This is a genomic window from Streptomyces scopuliridis, from assembly GCF_042790125.1.
GTDB lineage: Bacteria > Actinomycetota > Actinomycetes > Streptomycetales > Streptomycetaceae > Streptomyces > Streptomyces scopuliridis_A.
This window is the reverse complement of sequence record NZ_JBHTZS010000008.1, coordinates 165,676-179,667: the sequence shown is the minus strand read 5'-3', so window position 1 is coordinate 179,667 and position 13,992 is coordinate 165,676. Positions and strand designations below refer to the sequence as shown.

Annotated in this window: 8 protein-coding genes and 1 pseudogene; 6 read left to right on the top strand and 3 right to left on the bottom strand. The window is 70.9% G+C overall.

Annotation, left to right across the window (positions count from 1 at the left end; translation table 11 throughout):
• Positions 1–592 precede the first annotated feature (592 nt).
• A complete protein-coding gene (locus ACFRKB_RS15410) occupies positions 593–1,297 on the bottom strand; it encodes a copper homeostasis protein CutC (RefSeq protein ID WP_383106268.1) in 705 nt (234 codons plus the stop codon).
• Positions 1,298–1,518: 221 nt separating this feature from the next.
• Between ACFRKB_RS15410 and ACFRKB_RS15405 the strand changes: the two genes are divergently transcribed.
• From ACFRKB_RS15405 to ACFRKB_RS15380, 6 genes and pseudogenes are all read left to right on the top strand, one after another.
• Complete coding sequence (locus ACFRKB_RS15405; RefSeq protein ID WP_383106266.1) at positions 1,519–3,810, top strand: heavy metal translocating P-type ATPase; 2,292 nt, start codon at positions 1,519–1,521, stop codon at positions 3,808–3,810.
• A gap of 71 nt (positions 3,811–3,881) precedes the next feature.
• Positions 3,882–4,549: pseudogene (locus ACFRKB_RS15400) on the top strand (HD domain-containing protein).
• Positions 4,550–4,697: 148 nt separating this feature from the next.
• Positions 4,698–5,951, top strand: a complete 1,254-nt coding sequence (locus tag ACFRKB_RS15395) for a Cmx/CmrA family chloramphenicol efflux MFS transporter (RefSeq protein ID WP_383106392.1) — start codon at positions 4,698–4,700, stop codon at positions 5,949–5,951.
• Between the two features lie 105 nt (positions 5,952–6,056).
• The gene (locus tag ACFRKB_RS15390) at positions 6,057–6,404 is read left to right on the top strand and encodes a Pepco domain-containing protein (protein WP_383106264.1); all 348 of its coding nucleotides are present in this window, start codon (positions 6,057–6,059) and stop codon (positions 6,402–6,404) included.
• A 19-nt stretch (positions 6,405–6,423) separates the two neighbouring features.
• Positions 6,424–11,190 carry a wHTH domain-containing protein gene (locus ACFRKB_RS15385; RefSeq protein WP_383106262.1) on the top strand — a complete coding sequence of 1,589 codons (4,767 nt, stop codon included), beginning with the start codon at positions 6,424–6,426 and terminating at the stop codon, positions 11,188–11,190.
• 130 nt (positions 11,191–11,320) lie between these two features.
• Positions 11,321–12,250, top strand: coding sequence for a trypsin-like serine peptidase (locus ACFRKB_RS15380; RefSeq protein ID WP_383106260.1), 930 nt, complete (start codon positions 11,321–11,323; stop codon positions 12,248–12,250).
• Between the two features lie 20 nt (positions 12,251–12,270).
• Here the strand turns inward: ACFRKB_RS15380 and ACFRKB_RS15375 are convergent, their stop codons facing one another.
• Both ACFRKB_RS15375 and ACFRKB_RS15370 read right to left on the bottom strand, forming a co-directional pair.
• Complete coding sequence (locus tag ACFRKB_RS15375; protein ID WP_383106259.1) at positions 12,271–12,990, bottom strand: ABC transporter permease; 720 nt, start codon at positions 12,988–12,990, stop codon at positions 12,271–12,273.
• Between the two features lie 48 nt (positions 12,991–13,038).
• Complete coding sequence (locus tag ACFRKB_RS15370) at positions 13,039–13,941, bottom strand: ABC transporter ATP-binding protein (protein ID WP_383106258.1); 903 nt, start codon at positions 13,939–13,941, stop codon at positions 13,039–13,041.
• Positions 13,942–13,992: the final 51 nt, after the last annotated feature.

The window sequence follows — 13,992 nt, the reverse complement described above, 5'->3', positions numbered from 1 at the left end:
GGGCGGGGCGCCTCCCGGCGGGGGGTCGTGGGCACGGCGTGCGGGGCGCCGTCCGGCGGGGGCCGTGGTGCGGGGCGCCGTTGTGGTGCCGGGGGCCGGGGCCTCCGGAGGTGCGTATCCGGACTGCTTTCCTCACCGCGCTTCGCGCGAGCTGCGACGCTTTACGTCCGGACACGCACCTCCTCCGACCCCGACCCCCTCCCCCCGGTGGGCCCGGCGACTCGCCGCCCGGCCGGGCCGGTCCGTGACGGGCGGTGAAGGGGGGCGCGCAGGGGTCGTGTCCGGGACACTAAAGCGTGATTTGTGGCGCACGAACGCCCGTGTCCTGACTGTGGCCAGAGTCGCGCCGTAAATCATGCCGTCCCGGGCGCGAGCCCCGGAGCGCCACCCGGCAACAACCCGCACCGCATCACCGGCCCCGGGCCAAAGACGACCGCCCCACGACCCCCCGCCGGCAGGCGCACCGCGCACCCCGGCGACAACCCGCACCCGGAAACCGGCCCCGGCCAAAGACAACCCGGACCGAACAACCCGCACACAACCACCGGCCCCGGGCCAAAGACGACCACCCCACGCCCCCCGCCGGACGGCGCTACGCGTCCATGCGGGCACGCCACCCCCGCACCGCATCCGCCGACACCGCCCCCGCCCACCCCCCCGACCTCGCCGCGCCCCCGATGTGGAACGCGTCCACCCCCGCCCCCAGCAGCGCCTCCAAGTGGTCCAGCCGCAGGCCGCCGCCCACCATCAGCCGGGGTATGTAGCCCGGCTCCCCCCGCGCCCCCGCGTCCGCCTCCGTCAGCAGCGTCGGCAGCCCGTCGTCCACGCCCGCCGCCGAGCCCGCCGTGAGGTACGTGTCCAGGCCCGGCAGGTCCGCCAGCCGTTTGCGGAGCGCGTCGCGGTCGGCCGCGCGGTCGATCGCGCGGTGGAATGTCCACCGGCAGCCGTCCAGCTCCGCGATCAGGCGTTCCACCGTCACCAGGTCCGGCGCCCCGTCCGCGTCGAGGAAGCCGAGGACGAACTCGTCCGCCCCCTCGGCCCGCAGCCCCCGCGCCACCTCGACCAGGGCGTCCGCGCCCCGTGGCTCGCCCGCCGCGAATCCGTCGGACAGCCGCAGCATCACCCGCAGCGGGATGTCGACGGCGGCCCGGATCTTCGCGAAGGTCTCGCGGGGCGGGGTCAGCCCGTCCGCCGCCATGTCGGTGACGAGTTCAAGGCGGTCCGCGCCTCCGTTCCTGGCGGCGACCGCGTCCTCCGCGTCGAGAGCGATCACCTCCAGGAGTGCACGCTTGCTCATGGGACCTCATTCATAGGTATGCCGGCGGGTCGAGGACATGACTGGACGGGACCGAATATAGGTCTAGTCCAATATCCAAGCCTACGGGCCCCTCCCGCCCGCGCGCATCAGCGCATCCATGGGCAACCCTTGCGCCAGATACCCCTTGGGGGTATACATGAAGGAGCGAGATACCCCTAGGGGGTAAGATGCACATCGTCGAGGAGAAGGAGCCGTCAGCCATGAGCCCCACACGGACCGCCGCCGGCACAGCCGGCACAGGCACAGCCGCCGAAGTCGAGCTCATGATCGGCGGTATGACCTGCGCCTCCTGCGCGGCCCGCATCGAGAAGAAGCTGAACCGGATGGACGGGGTCGAGGCCACCGTCAACTACGCCACCGAGAAGGCCAAGGTCAGCTACCGGGGTGAGGACGTCGCGGTCGAGGACCTGATCGCCACCGTCGAAGCCACCGGCTACACCGCCACCCGGCCCGCGCCCCTCCGGACGAGCACGGACACCGACAGCACCCCGGACACACCGGATACCGCCGACACCGAGCTGCGGTCCCTGCGGCAGCGGCTCACCACCGCCGTCGTCCTGTCCGTGCCGGTGATCGCGATGGCGATGGTCCCCGCCCTCCAGTTCGAGTACTGGCAGTGGCTCTCCCTCACCCTCGCCGCCCCCGTCGTCACCTACGCCGCCTGGCCCTTCCACCGCGCCGCCTGGACCAACGCCCGTCACGGCGCGGCCACCATGGACACCCTCATCTCGGTGGGTACCTCGGCCGCGTTCCTGTGGTCCCTGTGGGCCCTGTTCTTCGGTACGGCCGGCATGCCCGGCATGACGCACCCCTTCGAGCTGACCATCGCTCGTACCGACGGCGCCGGGAACATCTACCTCGAAGCCGCCGCCGGCGTCACCGCCTTCATCCTCGCCGGCCGCTACTTCGAGGCCCGCTCCAAGCGCAAGGCGGGCGCGGCCCTGCGCGCCCTGCTCGAACTCGGCGCCAAGGAAGTCACCGTCCTCCGCGACGGCACCGAAACCACCATCCCCACCGCGCGGCTCCAGACCGGCGACCACTTCCTGGTCCGCCCCGGCGAGAAGATCGCCACCGACGGCACCGTCGTCGAAGGCTCCTCCGCCATCGACGCGTCGATGCTCACCGGCGAGTCCGTCCCCGTCGAAGTCACCGTCGGGGACCCGGTCACCGGCGCCACCCTGAACGCCGGCGGCCGGCTCGTCGTCGAAGCCACCCGCGTCGGCGCCGACACCCAGCTCGCCCGCATGGCCCGCATGGTCGAGGACGCCCAGAACGGCAAGGCCGCCGCCCAGCGCCTCGCCGACAGGATCTCCGCCGTCTTCGTGCCCGTCGTCATCGCGCTGGCGCTGGCCACCCTCGGCTTCTGGCTCGGCAACGGCGGCGGGCTCACCGCCGCCTTCACCGCGGCCGTCGCCGTGCTGATCATCGCCTGCCCCTGCGCCCTCGGCCTGGCCACCCCGACCGCCCTCATGGTCGGCACCGGCCGAGGCGCCCAGCTCGGCATCCTCATCAAGGGCCCCGAAGTCCTCGAATCCACCCGTCGCGCCGACACCATCGTTCTCGACAAGACCGGCACCGTCACCACCGGCCGTATGACCCTCCTCACCACCCACACCGCCGACGGCACGGACCGCGACGACGTACTGCGCATCGCCGGAGCCCTGGAGCACGCCTCGGAACACCCCATCGCCCAGGCCGTCGCCGCCGGAGCGGCCGAGCAGGTCGGTACGCTCCCCACGCCCGAGGACTTCGCCAACATCCCCGGCCTCGGCGTCCAGGGCATCGTCGAGGGCCACGCCGTCCTCGTCGGCCGTACCAAGCTTCTCGCCGAGTGGGAGATCCACCTCCCCGAGGACCTGGAGCGCGCGAAGGAGGCGGCCGAGGCCGCCGGACGCACCGCCATCGCCGTCGCCTGGGACGGCGAGGCACGCGCCGTCCTCGAAGTCGCCGACGCCGTCAAGGACACCAGCCCCGAGGCCATCCGCCGGCTGCGTGCCCTCGGTCTCACCCCGCTCCTCCTCACCGGCGACAACAAGGCCGTCGCCGACGCCGTCGCCAGGGAAGTGGGCATCGACCCCGAGCACGTCATCGCGGACGTCATGCCCGAGGACAAGGTCGACGTCGTCAAGAAGCTCCAGGCCGAAGGCCGGTCGGTCGCGATGGTCGGGGACGGGGTCAACGACGCCGCCGCCCTCGCCCAGGCCGACCTCGGACTCGCCATGGGCACCGGCACCGACGCCGCCATCGAAGCGGGCGACCTCACGCTCGTCCGCGGCGATCTGCGCGCCGCCGCCGACGCCATCCGGCTCGCCCGCCGCACCCTCACCACCATCCGCGTCAACCTCTTCTGGGCCTTCGCCTACAACGTCGCCGCACTCCCCCTGGCCGCCGCCGGACTCCTCAACCCCATGATCGCCGGCGCCGCCATGGCCTTCTCCTCCGTCTTCGTCGTCGGCAACAGCCTCCGGCTCCGCGGATTCAAGGCCGTGTGACCCCCGCGCGACGACCACACCCGCCGGGCCCCGGGACTCTCTGTCCCGGGGCCCGGCCCTATCGTCGTCCCATGCCCGCACCCGATCTGCGCAGCCGGTTCGCGACCACGCTTCTCGCACTCCGGGAGGGCGCCGGGGAAGCCGGGAGGGCCGGGGGCCCCGACCCCTACGCGTACGCCGACCGCCTCCTCGCCCGCTGGTCCGAGCCGCAGCGCCGGTACCACACCACGGATCATCTGCTCGCCGTCCTGGACCGCGTCGACACGCTCGCCGAGTACGCCGACGACCCCGACGTCGTACGTCTCGCCGCCTGGTTCCATGACGCCGTCTACCGCCCAGACCGCTCCGAGAACGAGGAACGCTCCGCCCGCCTCGCCGAACGCGCCCTCCCCGAGGCCGGCTGAGCGAGGACCGTACGCGCGAGGTCGCCCGGCTCGTCCGCCTCACCACCACCCACGCCGCCGCGCCCGGCGACCGCAACGGCGCCGTCCTGTGCGACGCCGACCTCGCCGTCCTCGCCACGGGCCCCGACGCGTACGCGGCCTACGCGGCGGCGGTACGGGAGGAGTACGGCTTCGTCCCCGACGACGCCTTCCGCAGCGGCCGGGCGGCCGTACTGGAGCAGCTGCTCGCCCTGCCCGCGCTGTTCCGTACGCCCTACGGCGCGCGCGAGTGGGAGGCGCGCGCCCGCGCGAACCTGGCGGAAGAGCTGCGCGGCCTCACCCGTCTCACCAGCTGAGAGACGCCGAACCGGCGGAATGTCACGGCCGATATCGGCGTTGGCACCTGTCATGCCCGACTCCGCCGATTCCCCGCCGCCGAAGCCGCTCCCGTCCCCGGACCTGCCCGCAGACCTGCCCCAAGACCCGTCGCCGGCCCGGGCCCGTATGCCGCTCGCCGTCTACATCCTCGGCCTCTCCGTCTTCGCCCTCGGTACGAGCGAGTTCATGCTCTCGGGCCTGCTGCCGCCCCTCGCCGACGACATGAACGTCTCCATCCCCACGGCCGGGCTGCTGATATCCGCCTTCGCGATCGGCATGGTCGTGGGCGCGCCGCTCCTCGCCGTCGCCACCCTGCGCCTCCCCCGCCGCACCACACTCATCACCCTGATCTCGGTCTTCGGCCTCGGCCAGGTCGCGGGCGCCCTCGCGCCGACGTACGAGATCCTCTTCGCCTCCCGCGTCATCAGCGCGTTCGCCTGCGCCGGGTTCTGGGCGGTCGGCGCGGCCGTCGCCATCGCGATGGTCCCGCACAACGCGCGCGCCCGCGCCATGGCCGTCATGATCGGCGGGCTCTCCATCGCGAACGTGCTCGGTGTCCCGGCCGGCGCGTTCCTCGGCGAACACCTCGGCTGGCGCTCGGCGTTCTGGGCGGTCGGCGCGGCCTCGGCGGTCGCGCTCGCCGGTGTCGTCACGCTCATCCCGCGCATCCCGCTGCCCGCCGAGAAGCCGCGGCTCAAGCGGGAGCTGACCATCTACCGCGACCGTCAGGTCTGGCTCTCGATCGCCGTCACCGCGCTCGCCGCGGGCGGTGTCTTCTGCGCGTTCTCGTATCTCGCCCCGCTGCTCACGGACGTGGCCGGTCTCGACAGCGGCTGGGTGCCGACCGTGCTGGCGCTCTTCGGTGTCGGCGCGCTGATCGGTACGGCGCTCGGCGGCCGGTTCGCGGACGCGCATCTTTTCGGCGTGATGATCGGCGGCGTCACCGCGTCGACGGTCCTGCTCGCCGTGCTGGCGCTCACCGCCGCGCACCCGGTCGCCGTCATCACGCTGACCTTCCTGCTCGGCGTCTCGGCGTTCTTCACGGCCCCGGCGCTCAACGCCCGGATGTTCAACATCGCCGCCGCGGCCCCCACCCTCGCGGGCGCCACCACCACCGCCGCCTTCAACCTCGGCAACACCGGCGGCCCCTGGCTCGGCGGCACGGTCATCGACGCGGACTTCGGCTTCGCCTCGACGGCCTGGGCGGGCGCGGCGATGACGGTCGTCGCGATCGGCCTTGCGGCGCTCTCGCTGCGCTACCACCGCGCGACGGCGGGCAGCCGGGTGGTCGCGGGCTCGCTCCTGGCCTCGTCCGCCGAGCCCGCCAAGGACCGGGCCCCGGTGGGCCACGAGCCGGACACCGCGTCCGCGGACCGCTGAAGCCTCACGGTCACGGACCCCGGCCGTCTGTTACGTAACACTCCCCACGTCCCCCTCGGCAATCTAGAGTTGAGACACCATCAGCTTCAGGGGGCGGAGACCGGAATGTCGCAGCACGCGCCGGACAACACCGAGGGGCAGACGCTACCCTTCTGGGTCGACGTCGTGGAGGAGGAGGACGAGGACGGCAACGCGATGGGCGGCCTCTTCCGCCACGACGGCGAGGCCGTCCTGCGCTCCGTCCCCCTCGGCCCCCTCCGCAAGAATCTGGCCGATACGGTCGACGCCCTCCAGAAGGTCTTCGAGGAGGTCGCCGAGCGCGGCGGCGCGCTCCCGCTCGCCGAGGCCCAGCTCTCCTTCCAGGTCACCGCCTCCGGCGGCATCCAGCTCATCGGCAGTGGCCAGGTGCAGGGCACCCGCGGGCTGACTCTGACGTTCAAGCGCCCGTCGTAGGGGCTCCATGCCACGCTCCATGCCACGTTCGCTGCCACGCCACAAAGCTCTCCTCATCGGAGCCAGCGAGTACGACGACGAGACGATCCGCTCGCTGCCCTTCGTCCGCGACGACCTCCAGCGGCTGGAGGGCGCGCTCTCCGACCGGGGGTTCCGCCCGGTGGAGATCGCCGAGTCCCAGCGCGGCATCACGCCGAACGCCGTCAACCGCCATGTCCTGCGCTTCCTGCGCGAGGCCGGCCGCGGCGACACCCTGTTCATCATGCTCAGCGGCCACGGGGTGCACTTCGACGGCCGGGACTATCTCGTCCCGGAGGACGCCTACTACGAGAGCGAGCCGTTCGCCGAGAGCTGCGTCGAGATCGGCTGGCAGAAGGAGCTGGAGGACTCCCCCGCCGGCCAGGTGGTCTTCCTCATCGACGCCTGCCGCGAGGGATCCGCCCGCCGGACCAAGTCCCCCACCCGGATGCCCGGTTGGGAACGTCCCAAGATCGCCGCGGCGCTGCGCCGCAAGGTCGCGTACGTATACGCGTGCTCCAAGGCCCAGTACGCGCTGTACGTGGACGAGTCCGAGGCCGTCCTCCCCCAGCACGCCGACGCCGCGGGCACCCGGCCGAAGGACTCGTTCAGCCTCTTCTCCCGCGCGGTCGCGGACGTCGTGTCGGATGTGCCGCACACCCTGCACATGGGCGAGTTCATCGATGAGGTGCAGCGCCGGGTGACCGCGCTGCACACGGCGTACGGCAAGACGCCCCCCGTCCAGCGGATCAGGGCCGAGACCGACATCCCCTGGCAGGAGTTCACGGTGCTGCCGGGCCCCGCCCGGGACGCCGCCGAGCATCCCTGGGTACGCGGCACCGCCACCCACCCCGTATGGGAACGGACGGCCCCGGGCCCCGCCCGCGAGGCGCTCAAGGACGTCTGCGCCACCCTCGCCGCCCGGCTCGCCGAGGGGTACGAGACGGCGGCGGCCACGCTGCGGGACGACCCGTGGCACGACGCCGAGCTGGCCAAGCGCGCCCAGGACCGGCTGGGCTTCCTCACCGGCCGGCTGGCCGCCGGTACGGAACTCTCCCCGACCGAAGGCGCGTTGACGGTCCTGCTGCCGCTGCTCGGCCAGGCGTTCTGGACGCACGAAGCGGCCCAGCGGGCGCCCGTGGTCACCGCCGGCCCGGCCGATCAGTCCACGCCCGAGCGCGACCGCTTCGGCAAGTTCGCCCAGGGCTTCCCCCGCCTCCAGCGCCGGCTGCGCACCCTGGAGCAGCGCGGTGTCTCGGACGGATCGGCCGAACGCATCCGCTGGTGGCTCTTCCACCGCTGGCTCGTCCGGCAGCCCGAGCTGTACGCGTCCCAGACCCTGAAGACGCTGCTCGGCCCGCCGCCGGGCGGCCCGGAGTGCCCGGAGTGGGTGACGGACGCCCTGTCCGGCGAGCGCTTCATGCGCTTCCTCCAGGAGCTGCGGGCGGCGCCGTTCGCCGTGCCCCGCCACACCCCCGGCCGGCCGGGCGAACCGGACCGGTCGGACCGTACCGACCAGCGCGACGGCGACTACGACGTCATCGCCGCCAGCACGAGGGACGAACACGAGGTACGCGAATCCCTCGTCGCGTCCCTCGCCAAGGCCGCCCAGGCGTTCGCCGTGGACCCGGTGGACCTGCCCGAGATCCTGGTGGAGCACATCGGGATCTCCGACAGCGTGCACCTCGGCGATCTCCTGACGACGATCCGCGGCTCCGACTGGCGCACCTCGGGCCTCGGCCGCTCCCTGAACGCGGTCTGCGGGCACCCGGCCGTCCAGATCGCCCTGCGCGAGCACGCCCACCGCGTGGACGCGCTTCTCCGCGACATCAACCGGACGTCCACGCTCGCCCCGCTGCGCTCCCTGCCCCCGTACGCCGACGCCGACCGCGTCAGGCTCAGCGGCAACACCCCCACGCATCTGGCCGACGGCATCCGCTTCCAGCTCGCCGAGGACCGGGTGCAGGAGCTGCTGATGGGTGAGGAGCTGTACGGCGAACGCGAGCTGGCGATCCGGGAGTTGTACCAGAACGCCCTGGACGCGGTCCGCTACCGGGACCGCCGTACGGAATACCTGCGCAGGACCGACGGTACGCCGCCGGAATGGGACGGCCTCATCGAGTTCGTCCAGAAGGCCGACCCCCAGGGCCGCCCGTACCTGGAGTGCCGGGACAACGGCGTCGGCATGGGCCTCGACGAGCTGCGCAACGTCTTCTCCCAGGGCGGCGCCCGCTTCGTCGACCTGCCGGAGTACATCGAGGAACAGACGGCCTGGGCCGAGCTGGGCGAGCCGCGCATCGAGCTGCACCCCAACAGCCGTTTCGGGATCGGCGTGCTGAGCTATTTCATGCTGGCGGACGAGATCGAGGTGACGACGTGCCGCATGGGCCGCGACGGCCGGCCCGGCAACAAGTACGTGGTCAAGATCGCGGGCCCGGGAAACCTGTTCCGCGTCGATGACAAGGGTCCCGGCACGGACTCCGGCACGACGGTGCGGCTGCTGCTGACCGACCATAAAGAGCGGGTGTCCTGCGTGGATACGCTCCAGAAGGTGCTGTGGCTGGCTCCGTACCGCACGAGGGCGGAGCACGGCTCGCGATGGCACGAATGGGAGCCGGGGCGGCTGTCGGTCAGTGGTCCTGAGCTGGCCTGGGCGGATGACTCGGAGATGTTCCGGCGCACCGGCGCCTGTTATCCATCGCAGAACCCGGACGTATGGTGGGTGGACGGTAGAGGCCACTTTCTTTCGGATGGCCTGCTCACTAGTACTAACTCGGCGACCACCAACAGCAGCGCCAGGGAGCGCTTTGGCGCCGTGGTCAATCTCCGCGAACAGCACCAGCCGGAGCTGAGCGTCGACCGCAAGACCGTCCGCTCGAACGACAAGGACCATGTCAACGCGGTGCTGAGCGAGGCGCTGCCGAGCCTGTTCTCGACCGCGCAACCGCTTCTGATGCCTGACTGGCTGTTCGAAGCCAGCCGATCCTCTGTCGGTTTCGGGGACGAGGTCGCCGAACACGCTCGTACCAGTGGGGTGCCCTGGCCTGCGGGGGACACCGAGCGCCCCTTCGACGCCTTGGGGTTCTTCCGTCCCGACCAGACGCTCCTGCCACTAGTCACCGGTCGCTACCCGGCGGCATCGGAAACGTACGGACCGTCCTATCTCCGTCTGATACCCACGCCCGTACTGCGGTGGAGACTGCTCACGCTCTACCGGGCCGGCTTGGGAGATTCCCTGACCGAGGCTGCACAGGCATCTCCTCCGCTGCCATGCGCACGCCCCTCGGACCATCGGCTGCTCACTGCCAATGGCTCATACACCACGCTCAACTGGACCCAGAGATATAAGGATTGGCTCTCCGGACCGGACAACAGCGCTTTCTATTTGCTCAAGAACCCGTCCCGCACCTTGGTGGACTCCGGGATCCTGAGCGCCCATAGCGTTGACGTGTGGCGCGATCCCGAGCAGGTGGTCACCCTCGACGAGATCTTCGTTCTGGTAGGCCTGACCGAACTCACCGCCGAGGCCGTTGCTGAACGCCTGACAGCCCTGGGTTACTCAGTCGTTCCTCCGACAGGCTGTGAGGGAGTCCGGTGGGAGGACCTCCCTCTGCTCCGCCCGCTGGGCTCGGTTACCGACGGCTGGCTGGAGCCTGGCAGCAACCTGTCAGTGGCTCAGCTCTGCCTCAGTGCGGCAATGGCCGAGTGTTCAACTCGTGAGGCGGCCGACCGGCTCCGGGAACTGGGGTTCGACGTTCCCTCCGAGTATCCGAACTCCGATGCCTGGACCGCAGAGGAGCGCGAGGTGCTTCAGCGGCTATGGGCTCTGCACGCGGATCCGGTACCGGCAGATCGGGCCCGGGAGATCAGCTATGCCCAGCTGATCAGCGTGGCACGCGCCTCCGGCGCAACCACGCACGCGGTCGTTGGACTGCTGCGAGACACCGGCTTCTCCGTGCCCTCCCATGGCACGCCTGGGCTGACAATCCGGGACGACGAATGGGCGCTGCTCGTCTACAACGACATCACCCTCAATGTGGACCGCCAAGTACCGCTGCCTCACGTGGTGGGGGTGGCGCACCGCACCGGGCAGACACCGGGGGAGGTCGCAGTACGGTTGCGCGCGCTGGGCTTCGAGGTCCCCGAACTCCCTACCGACGGGAAGCTGCTGAGCAAACAGGACATCAACTTCCTGTACGCGAGATACGAATCGTCGTCCAGCAAGGCATGGCCCGAGCCGGATCGCCCGATGGGGCTCGGCGCAATCGCGGAGCGGGCAAGCCGTTCCACCCTCTCCATGACGGAAACGGCCGCCAGGCTGAACGGCCTGGGGTACCGCTGCGCTCCGACTCAATGGCTGCTCGCCCGGTTCAAGGAACACGACGTCGAAGCGCTCCGGTGGACTCTGCCCAAGGATAACGATCCGACCGTGATCTCTCCCACGCAGCTGTACGCGGTGGCCGAGCACCTGGGACGCCCTCCGGAGGAAGTCGCCCAGTCGCTCACCGACTTCGGCTACGACGTCGCCGAGATCCCCGACACTTGGCTCCAGGAACGGAAGGCGGAAGCGGACCTGATCGACGTCCTCTCGCGCGGAGAGGAACCCATCGTCGACATCGACTACGCGGTCGAGATCTCGCTTCCCACCCTCGCCACCGTGGCCATGCGCCTGAGGCTGCCCTTCCGTACCGTCGCCCTCAAGGCCACCGCCCTCGGCATGCGCCACGAGGCCGAGACCTGGTTCCCCGCCGACGAGACCGCCGGCTGATCCCCTCTGTCACAGATCATCGACAGCGCGAACCGAACACACGGCCTCCCCTCTCTTGTGGGGCGGACGGGGACACGCCGTCCGCCGTCCGCAGCCCGCGCCCCCGCGGGCCCCCGAGGAGACACCCGCCATGCCCAAGACCTCAACTCCCCTGTTCCGGCGCCTTCGTGGCCGGGCCACGGGACTCGCCGTGGCCGGCACGGCTCTCGTCCTCGCCGCCCCGGTCCCGGCGATGGCCGCGACCGCCGGGGCCCGTGCCGCCGCCTCGGCCGATCCGGTCTCGGTCATGACGTACACCGCCAAGGAACGCCGCGAGGCCCTGGCCTACTGGACGACCGCCCGCATCAAGGCCGTCGGGAAGTCCGTGGACCTCGGCCCGACCGGGCCGAAGGCCAAGCCGTACAAGGGCGCCGCTCTGAAGGCCGTGGGGCGGCTCTTCTTCGTCAACGCGCGGGGCGCCGACACATGGTGCACGGCCACCGCCGTGAAGAGCGCCAACCGCTCCGTCGCGATGACCGCCGCCCACTGCGTGCGCATGGGTTCCTCTCCCGCCAACACCAACACCACGATGGTGTTCGTCCCCGGCTACCACAAGGGCGAGAAGCCGTACGGCGCGTTCGCGCTCCGCTCCGCCGCGACCCCGCGCACCTGGGACAACGACTCCGTCAACGACGTCGCCGCGCTGGTCGTCGACGCCGACAAGAACGGCCGCAAGCTCACCGACGTCGTGGGCGGCCGGCCCATCGCCTTCGACCGCGCCGTCGGCGGCACGGTCACCGCCCTCGGCTACTCCGCCACCCGTCCGCAGCTCGGCGAGGAACTTCTCCGCTGCGTCGGCAGGACGAAGAGGGAGCACGGCACGCAGATGATCCCCTGTGACCTGACCGGCGGGGCCAGCGGCGGGCCGTGGCTGGCCGACTTCGACGCCACCACCGGCAAGGGCAAGGGCGTCCTGGTCTCGGTCAACGCCTCGCTGGACTCCCTGACACCGACCAAGATGTACGGAGAGGTGCTGAGGACCACGGCCAAGAAGGTCTACGACCGGGCCCAGCGCGGCTGACCGAGCATTCATCGGCATGGTCAGCGGCGCGGTTCCCAGCGGAAGAGCCGGGATGCCAGCACCACGGCGACGACGACCCAGGCCAGCGTGGGCAACAGCAGGGGCAGGGAGTCCGCCACGGGAACGCCGCCGTTCCAGGCGTTGAGGACCAGTTCGGTGGCCGAGCCGCCGGGGAGCAGCCGCTTGAGCAGGGTGAACTCCTCGGTGCCGCTGATTCCCACCCAGCTGGTCACGGCGATGACGCCGAGGCTGACCGGCAGCGTGGTCACCTGGGCGTGCTCGGGGGAGTTCGTCAGTCCCGCCGTGGCCAGCCCCAGGCCGAGCATCATGACCACCGTCGAGAGGACCGCCGCCGCCAGGAGGAGAACATTGGCCGGCTCGCCGGCGGCAGCGGCCAGCACGATGAGGATCGCGGTCATCTGGACCAGTGCGAGGACGGTGACCGGGAGCATCAGCCCGGAGAGGATGGTGGCGTCACTCGCCGGGGTGGAGCGCAGCCGCTTGAGGAAGAGGTTCTGACGGCGCGAGGCCAGCGTGGTCACCGCGGTGGTGTAGAGCCCGAACGCGGCCACGGTGAACATCACCACCGCCGCGATGTATCCGAGGCTGCCCAGCTTGGCGAAGATCTCGTGCTGGTAGATGAAGTACGTACTGACCGCCACGGGCATGATGAAACTGGTGACCAGAACCAGCCGGTTCCGGAAGATCTGGATCAGCTCGCTGAGAGCGATGGAGAGCATGGGGCAGGTCCTCTTCTCGGGAAGTTCCGTGGACGTTCCGGTGGTGGTCTACGCGCTGCCGATGGAGCGGAAGACGTCATCGAGTCGAGTCGGTCCCGCTTGGAGATCCCGCAGCTCCACCGCGTTGGCGTGCGCCCAGTCGAGCAGGGTGTGCAGGTCCTCCTGCACGTTGAAGGTCTCGATGAGGACCTTCCCGTCACCCTCGCGCGTGGCCTGGAACGGCAGCGCCAGTGCCAGGGCCGGAAGGGCCGAGCGGACCGGAAGGGAGAAGCGGATCGCGGCCGGCAGGGTCCGCGTCAGCTCGGCGACGGTCCCTTCCTGGTGGAAGGTGCCCTTGTGCATGAGCCCGATGCGATCGGCGCGCTGCTGGGCCTCTTCCAGGTAGTGCGTGGTGAGCACGATGGTGGAGCCGTCTTCGCGCAGTTTGTCCACGGCGTCCCACAGAGCGTCCCGGGACTGGATGTCCAGGCCGGTGGTGGGCTCGTCCAGGAAGACCAGCTCGGGGCTCCCGTACACGGCCGTGGCGAAGTCCAGCCGTCGCTTCTCACCGCCGGAGAGCTGGGACACCTGGGTGCCGGCCTTGTGCGTGAGGTCGACGATGCTGAGCACGCGTTCGGCCCTGTCCGCACGCTGGGAGAGCTTTCCGATCAGCCGGACCGATTCCCTCACGGTCAGGTCCGGGGAGAATCCGCTCTCCTGGAGCATGATGCCCATCCTGGGCCGCACGGCGCGCCGGTCGCGCGGGCTCTGCCCGAAGACGCGCACGGTGCCCGAGGTGGCCGGACGGTGGCCCTCGATGGTCTCCAGGGTCGAGGTCTTGCCGGCCCCGTTCGTGCCGAGGAGCGCGTAGAGCTCCCCCTTCCCCACCTGGAAGGACAGGTCTTTCACGGCGTGGAAGTCGCCGTAGCTGAGGTTCAGACGTTCTACGTCGATGACTGGTGTCGAGGTCATGGGTCGATCTCAGCCGTTGTCACGCGCGTCGGGCAGTGGCGTGGTGTCATC

What these genes read in the sequence shown, in the direction of transcription:
- ACFRKB_RS15410 (WP_383106268.1), bottom strand. Translation starts at nt 1,297, where the DNA reads ATGAGCAAGCGTGCACTCCTGGAGGTGATCGCTCTCGACGCGGAGGAC.
- ACFRKB_RS15405 (WP_383106266.1), top strand. Translation starts at nt 1,519, where the DNA reads ATGAGCCCCACACGGACCGCCGCCGGCACAGCCGGCACAGGCACAGCC.
- ACFRKB_RS15395 (WP_383106392.1), top strand. Translation starts at nt 4,698, where the DNA reads ATGCCGCTCGCCGTCTACATCCTCGGCCTCTCCGTCTTCGCCCTCGGT.
- ACFRKB_RS15390 (WP_383106264.1), top strand. Translation starts at nt 6,057, where the DNA reads ATGTCGCAGCACGCGCCGGACAACACCGAGGGGCAGACGCTACCCTTC.
- ACFRKB_RS15385 (WP_383106262.1), top strand. Translation starts at nt 6,424, where the DNA reads ATGCCACGTTCGCTGCCACGCCACAAAGCTCTCCTCATCGGAGCCAGC.
- ACFRKB_RS15380 (WP_383106260.1), top strand. Translation starts at nt 11,321, where the DNA reads ATGCCCAAGACCTCAACTCCCCTGTTCCGGCGCCTTCGTGGCCGGGCC.
- ACFRKB_RS15375 (WP_383106259.1), bottom strand. Translation starts at nt 12,990, where the DNA reads ATGCTCTCCATCGCTCTCAGCGAGCTGATCCAGATCTTCCGGAACCGG.
- ACFRKB_RS15370 (WP_383106258.1), bottom strand. Translation starts at nt 13,941, where the DNA reads ATGACCTCGACACCAGTCATCGACGTAGAACGTCTGAACCTCAGCTAC.